Source organism: Flavobacterium sp., assembly GCF_044361065.1.
In the GTDB taxonomy this organism is placed as follows: domain Bacteria; phylum Bacteroidota; class Bacteroidia; order Flavobacteriales; family Flavobacteriaceae; genus Flavobacterium.
The window spans coordinates 1-6887 of record NZ_JBIKJI010000116.1; the positions used below are offsets into that span (position 1 = coordinate 1).

At 30.4% G+C, this 6887-nt stretch carries 3 protein-coding genes; all 3 read left to right on the plus strand.

Features of this window, described 5'->3' with window-relative positions; genetic code table 11:
* The coding region (locus tag ACIQ11_RS07675) for a T9SS type A sorting domain-containing protein (protein ID WP_396154081.1) at positions 1 to 942 on the plus strand (942 nt) is incomplete at its 5' end.
* Positions 943 to 1057: 115 nt separating this feature from the next.
* Complete coding sequence (locus ACIQ11_RS07680) at positions 1058 to 3874, plus strand: triple tyrosine motif-containing protein (protein ID WP_396154082.1); 2817 nt, start codon at positions 1058 to 1060, stop codon at positions 3872 to 3874.
* 261 nt (positions 3875 to 4135) lie between these two features.
* A partial coding sequence (locus tag ACIQ11_RS07685) for a SusC/RagA family TonB-linked outer membrane protein (protein ID WP_396154083.1) occupies positions 4136 to 6887 on the plus strand: 2752 nt, incomplete at its 3' end.

The window sequence follows — 6887 nt, forward strand, 5'->3', positions numbered from 1 at the left end:
GCACCAGCTTCAGTTACTTACACAATAACTTCACTTACATCAAGTCTTTTAACATTAGATATCTCTTATGGTTCTGGATGGTGGCGTTTTGTTTTAGTAAAACAAGGTGTAACGCCAACATGTACAGATGGGATTCAAAACGGAACAGAAACAGGAGTAGATTGTGGTGGTACTTGTACGGCTTGTTTAACTCAAATTAATTTACCTGTAAATTTTGAAGGATCTACTACAAATTACGCAGTTACAGATTTTGGTGGAAATGCTTCATCATTAGTTGTTGATCCAACAAATACTTCAAATAAGGTTATCAAAACTATTAAAACATCAACTGCTCAAGATTGGGCTGGTACTACAATAGGAACAAACTTAGGTTTTAGTTCTGCAGTACCATTTACAACTACTAACAGAAAAGTATATGTAAGTGTTTGGTCACCTGATGCAGGAATTCCTGTTAGATTAAAGGTTGAGGATAAAAATGATAATACTCATAATTGTGAAACACAAACAAATACCACAGTTGTGGGTTGGCAAACAATGGAGTTTGATTTTAATAATCAGGCATCTGGAACAGCTGCTTTTAATCCGGCTTTTACATTTGATAAAATGTCTATATTTTTTAATTTTGGAACTACAGGTGCTATAGCTGGAGAAAAAATCTACTATTTTGACAATGTAAATTATGGTTCTGCATTATCAAACCAATCATTTGATATGGCAAAAATCAGTATGTTTCCAAATCCAACTTCAAATATGTTAACAATTACATCTGCAAATAAAATGGATGCAATAACTGTTTATAGTGTTGTAGGACAAGAAGTAATGAATGTAAACGTTAATGCTGATAACACAGTATTGAATGTGTCAGGTTTACAAGATGGTATTTATTTAGTTAAAGTAATTTCTGAAGGAAAAGTAAGTACTTCAAAATTTATTAAACAATAATCATTTAGTTCAAATTAGAAAGCACGTTTCAATTGAAACGTGCTTTTTTTTTGTAATATTTTCTTTTTCAAAATTTTATCAATACTTTTATAATCGTTAACCATATTTTTATTAAATGAAAGGCTTCCAAAAACCTATTTTTACTTTTTATCTTTTAGTAGTATTTTCTTTTGTAGGATATGCACAGCAATTGCCGCCAATAGTTAAATATCCTTCCAGTATTTATAACGCCGGAAATCAAAATTGGATGATTTCGCAAGACAAACACCAATTCTTATTTTTTGCAAATAACGATGGACTTTTGGAGTTTAACGGGACCAATTGGAATTTATATCCGTCCCCAAACGAAACCATTACGCGTTCAGTAAAAGTAGTTGGAGACAGAATTTATACAGGTTGTTATATGGAATTCGGTTATTGGGTGAGAGAAGCCAATAATAAACTAAAATACACCTCGTTAAGTGATAAAATTAAAGCTAAAATTATTGACGATGAACAATTTTGGAACATTTTAAATTATGAACAATGGGTGATTTTTCAGTCCTTAAATCAAATTTATATTTATGATACTAAAACGCAAAAATTTAGTATCATTCCATCAAGTAAAGGAATTTTAAAATCATTTCAAGTGGATAATGCCATTTATTTTCAAGTGGCGAATGATGGTTTATTTGAAATTGAAAATGGAAAGCAAAAATTAATTTCAAATCATCCTATTTTAAAGAATAATAAAATTGTTTCCATTTTTTCAACGGATGAAGGCTTATTATTACAAACACAGTATTCTGGATTTTACAAGTTAATTGCGGGTAATGTGGTGAAATTTGCTACAGAAGTTGATTCGGAAATAGCTTCAAGTAGCGTGTATAGTAGTCAGCAACTTTCAGATAAAGGTTTTGCGATAGGAACGGTTTCAAACGGTATTTTTGTTATTTCTGCAGAGGGGAAAAAGAAATACCACATAACGCAGAATAAAGGATTAAGTAACAACACTGCCTTGTCTTTGTTTGAAGATGTGGATAAAAACTTATGGATTGGATTAGATAATGGTATAAACTGCATCAATTTACAATCGCCAATTAGAAGCTTTTCAGACGACACTGGAATATTAGGAACCGTTTATACTTCATTACTTCATAATGGAAATTTATATATAGGTACCAACCAAGGATTGTTTTATAAAAATGTTTTAAGCGATGCTTCTTTCCAGTTTATTAGCGGAACCAAAGGGCAAGTTTGGTCAATTTTTGCTCATAACGGTGCTCTGTTTTGCGGACATGATTCAGGAACTTTTGTTGTAAATACAAATGTGGCACAATTAATATTTTCTAATTCTGGAACTTGGAAATTTGAAACTGTTGCAAATGCACCAAACTTATTGCTTCAAGGAAATTATTACGGAATTTCCGTATTACAGAAAGTAGGGAATCAATGGCAATTTAAAAACAGAATCGAAGGTTTTGATTATTCTTCAAAATATTTTGAAGTTACATCCAATTTGGAAGTATATGTAAGTCACGAATACAAAGGTGTGTTTCGTTTTCAACTTGATAAATCTTTCACGACAGCTAAAAAAATATTTGCATATAATACGCCAACTAAAGGCAAGAATGCTAGTTTAACGCAGTTTAATTCTGATATTTACTACGCAAATAAAGAAGGTATCTTTAAACTAAATAATCAAACAAAACGATTTGAAAAAGATAAAAATTTAAGCGCTGTTTTTGAAAAAGATGAATATACTTCAGGGAAATTAATTGTAGATAATTCTAATAAACTTTGGTTGTTTTCTAAAAATTACATTCATTATTTCACCTTAAGTAAGTTGAGTAGTCAATTAAAAGAAAATATTATTCCAATTCCTGCCTCGTTAACCAACTCCATGTTAGGTTATGAAAACATAACACAATTATCAAATGCAAATTATTTAATTGGTACTACCGATGGCTATTATACGATTAATTTAAATGACTTGAGTTTTAAAAATTATAGTGTGTCTATTTCTAATATTTCAGTCAATAAATTAGATGAAAAAATCGTTAATTACTCTGTTAAAGATGAAGGAGAATTATCTTACGATGAAAATAATATAACATTTAATTATACTGTTCCGGAATACAACAAATACATTAATGCTGAATATCAATTTATTTTAGAAGGTTTGCATGATCAATGGAGTGAATGGAGTGCGAAAACCAGTGCCAATTTTAAAAATTTACCTCCGGGAACTTATGTATTTAAAGTGAGAGCTAAAATTGCCAATTCTAAACCAGAAAATGTAGCAACCTATACATTTACTATTAATAAACCATGGTATGCCACTAATTTATTAGTTTTTATTTATTTGTTATTTGGAATTATAGGTGCTGTTTACATTCATAAAACCTACAAAAAATACTATAGAGAAAAAGAACAAAAGTTAATAGAAGAAAATAATTTACTATTAGAAATAGCTGCATTAGAAAGTAATCAGCAAATCATGCGATTAAAGAATGAGCAGCTTTCTCAAGATGTTGATATAAAAAACAAAGAATTAGCTGTCTCTACGATGAGTTTAATCAAGAAGAACGAGCTACTAGCATTAATCAAAGAAGATTTAAAAAACAATACAGAAGAAGGCAGTAAAAGCATAAAATCTGTAATTACTACTATTACTAAAAATATTAGTGAAGAGGATACTTGGACGGTTTTTAAAGAGGCATTTGATACTGCTGATAACAACTTTTTAAAGAAAGTAAAACAAGAACATTCTTCATTAACGCCAAACGATTTAAGATTATGTGCCTACTTAAGATTGAATTTATCTTCTAAAGAAATTGCACCACTTTTAAATATCTCAGTTCGAAGTGTAGAAATTAAAAGATATCGTTTGCGTAAAAAAATGGATTTACCACATGAAAAAGGATTGGTAGAATATATATTATCTTTTTAATACTACAACATTAAGTCTTTTTACCTATACAAAAACACTACAACAATGTTATCGTAATACAAAACACTGCGTAATATTAAAAAAATAAGACAAATTAAATATTTGTGAAACATAATAATTGCTGGACTTTTATTGCGAATACCATAAAAAAAGTACATTTTTTTTAAATTGTATGTTTTTTGTAAAGGTTATAATTACACAAATATTATGATTAACCTATAATTTTACAAATAACTAAACTAACAAATAAATTATACATTTATGAAATCTAAATTATGGCAATTTGCTTTTCTGTTATTTACAGCTATCGGTTTTTCACAATCGGTAACCGTAACTGGAAAAGTTTATGATTCTAGCACAAATACGCCATTGGGCGGTGCTACTGTTTTACTAAACAAAGCCGGTGTAGCGTCTTCTGCTGCAGATGGTAGCTTTACAGTTTCTAATGTAGCTGTAGGAAGTACACTTACATTTTCATTTTACGGATACAGTTCTCAAGAATTTGTAGTATCAAAAAATGAAACCATAACCATTTCTTTAAAACAAGACAACAAGGCAATTGAAGAAGTAGTTGTGGTAGGGTATTCTGCAAAAAAGAGAAAAGATGTGACTGGAGCTATTTCTTATGTATCTAGCAAAACTATCGAACAATTAAAACCTATACAAGCGGCACAAGCACTTCAAGGTACTGTTTCAGGAGTTGTTGTAACAACTGGTTCTGGTGCGCCAGGTTCTGGTTTAAATATTAGAATTAGAGGTATTTCTTCTAACACTAATAGTGAACCAATGTATTTAATAGATGGATATCAAGGAGATATTAATTTATTGAATCCTTCTGATATAGAAAGTATTACGGTTCTTAAAGATGCACAAGCTTCGGTTTATGGAGCTAAAGGAGCAAATGGAGTGGTTTTAGTTACTACAAAACAAGGAAAGAAAAATGCCAAAACAAAAGTATCTTATAATGCTTATTTTGGACAACAAGAAACCACTAGAAAGTTAAACCTTTTGAATGCTACGGAATATGCATTGCTTTTAAATGAAAGTTTTGCGAATGGCGGACAAACGATTCCTTATCCAAATGTATCAGGTTTAGGCTTAGGTACAAATTGGCAAAATGAAGTATTTGAGAAAGCAAAAATTGTAAATCATGATTTTGCTGTTTCTGGTGGTTCAGAGAAAATGGTTTATACGTTTAGTGCTTCTAAAATTAAACAAGATGGTATTATCGGTTTAGATAAATCTGGATTTGATAGAAGTAACGCTAGATTTTCTTTTGGAGTAGATATCACAGATAAAATTAATTTATCTACTAATTTATACTACACGGATTACAATAGACAAAGTTTAAATGAAAATGGGTTAGGTTCTGTATTATTTAATGCAATTAATACGCCTTCAACACTTTCACCATATGATGCAAATGGAGATTATACTTTAGTTCCTGCCACTGCGGGTTATGGTAATGAAGTAATTAACCCATTGGCTCAAATAGCAAATACACACAACAGTTACAATCAAAAGAAAATTAATGGTAACTTTATTTTAACGTACAAACCAATAAAAGATTTAAAAATTACGTCACGATATGGATTTAACTCAGCTAATTCTGTAGGTAAATCTTTTAGTAAGAAAATATCGTATGGTGGTACTAAAGTATTTAATGTAGATAGAAATAGTGTTTCTCAAAATGCAATTCGATTCAGTGATTATACATTTGATTTATTTGCGGAATATGAAAAAGTACTTTTCAATAATCATAAATTGAAATTAACTACAGGAGGAACTTTATACGAAGAAAAAAGCGAAGGATTATATGGGACTGGTTTTGATGTGCCTTATAACTCTTGGGAATATGCAGATATCCAATTGGCTAACGGTACACCACCAGAAGGCGTAATTACATCGGGTTCTTATAAATCTTCACCATACAAACGTCCTTCTTTGTTTGCTACTTTAGATTATGATTTTAAAGAAAAATACCTTTTGTCATTTATTGTAAGACGTGATCAATCAAGTCGTTTTCCTACTAAAAACAGTGTAGCTGTTTTTAAATCAATCTTAGGAGGTTGGATTGTATCTCAAGAAGACTTTTTCAAGAAAGACGGATTTGTTAACTTCTTAAAAATTAGAGGTAGTTATGGAACGTTAGGTAATGATGTTGCTGGTAATAACGACTTTAGATCCACGTTAGTAAATTCATCTTATGTAATCAACAATACTTTAACAAACGGTGTGGCAACAGGAAAAATTCCTAACACTAAAATTAAATGGGAAACAGATACTAAATTAGATTTAGGTTTAGATGCAAGAATGTTAAATAATAAAATTGATATTACTGCAGATTATTTTAATGATACTAGAACTGATTTATTAGTTGGTGGCGTTCCAATTTCAGGAATAAACGGAGGATATGCGCCAGGTTCTGGCTCACCAACTGTAAATGCTGGAAAGGTTAGAAATAAAGGATTTGAGTTTTCACTAAATTACAAAAACGATTCTAATAAAGTTAAATATAGTGTAGGAGTAAATGTTACTACTATTAATAACGAAGTTTTAGAAGTAAAAAATTCTACAGGGTATATAGAATCAGGATCTTTCGGAATTGGACAATTAGCGCCTACAAGAATGGAAGTAGGACAACCAATGGGTGTTTTCTATGGTTTACAAGCGGATGGTATTTTTCAAAATCAAGCTGAAATTAATGCACATCCATCACAATCTGGTTTAGGTTCAGCAACTTCTCCTGGAGATATTCGTTATAAAGATATTAACGGCGATGGAGCAATTGATTTTAAAGATAGAACATATATTGGTAAACCAATTGCTGATTACACTTTAGGATTTAATGTTAATTTAAACTACAAAAACATTGATTTTATTGCTTATGCCTATGCATCAATAGGAAATGATTTAATCAGAAATTACGAAAGAACAGAAAACAGATTAAATAAATTAGATTATGTTTTAGACCGTTGGACTGGTGAAGGTACAAGTAATACCGTGCCTAGAG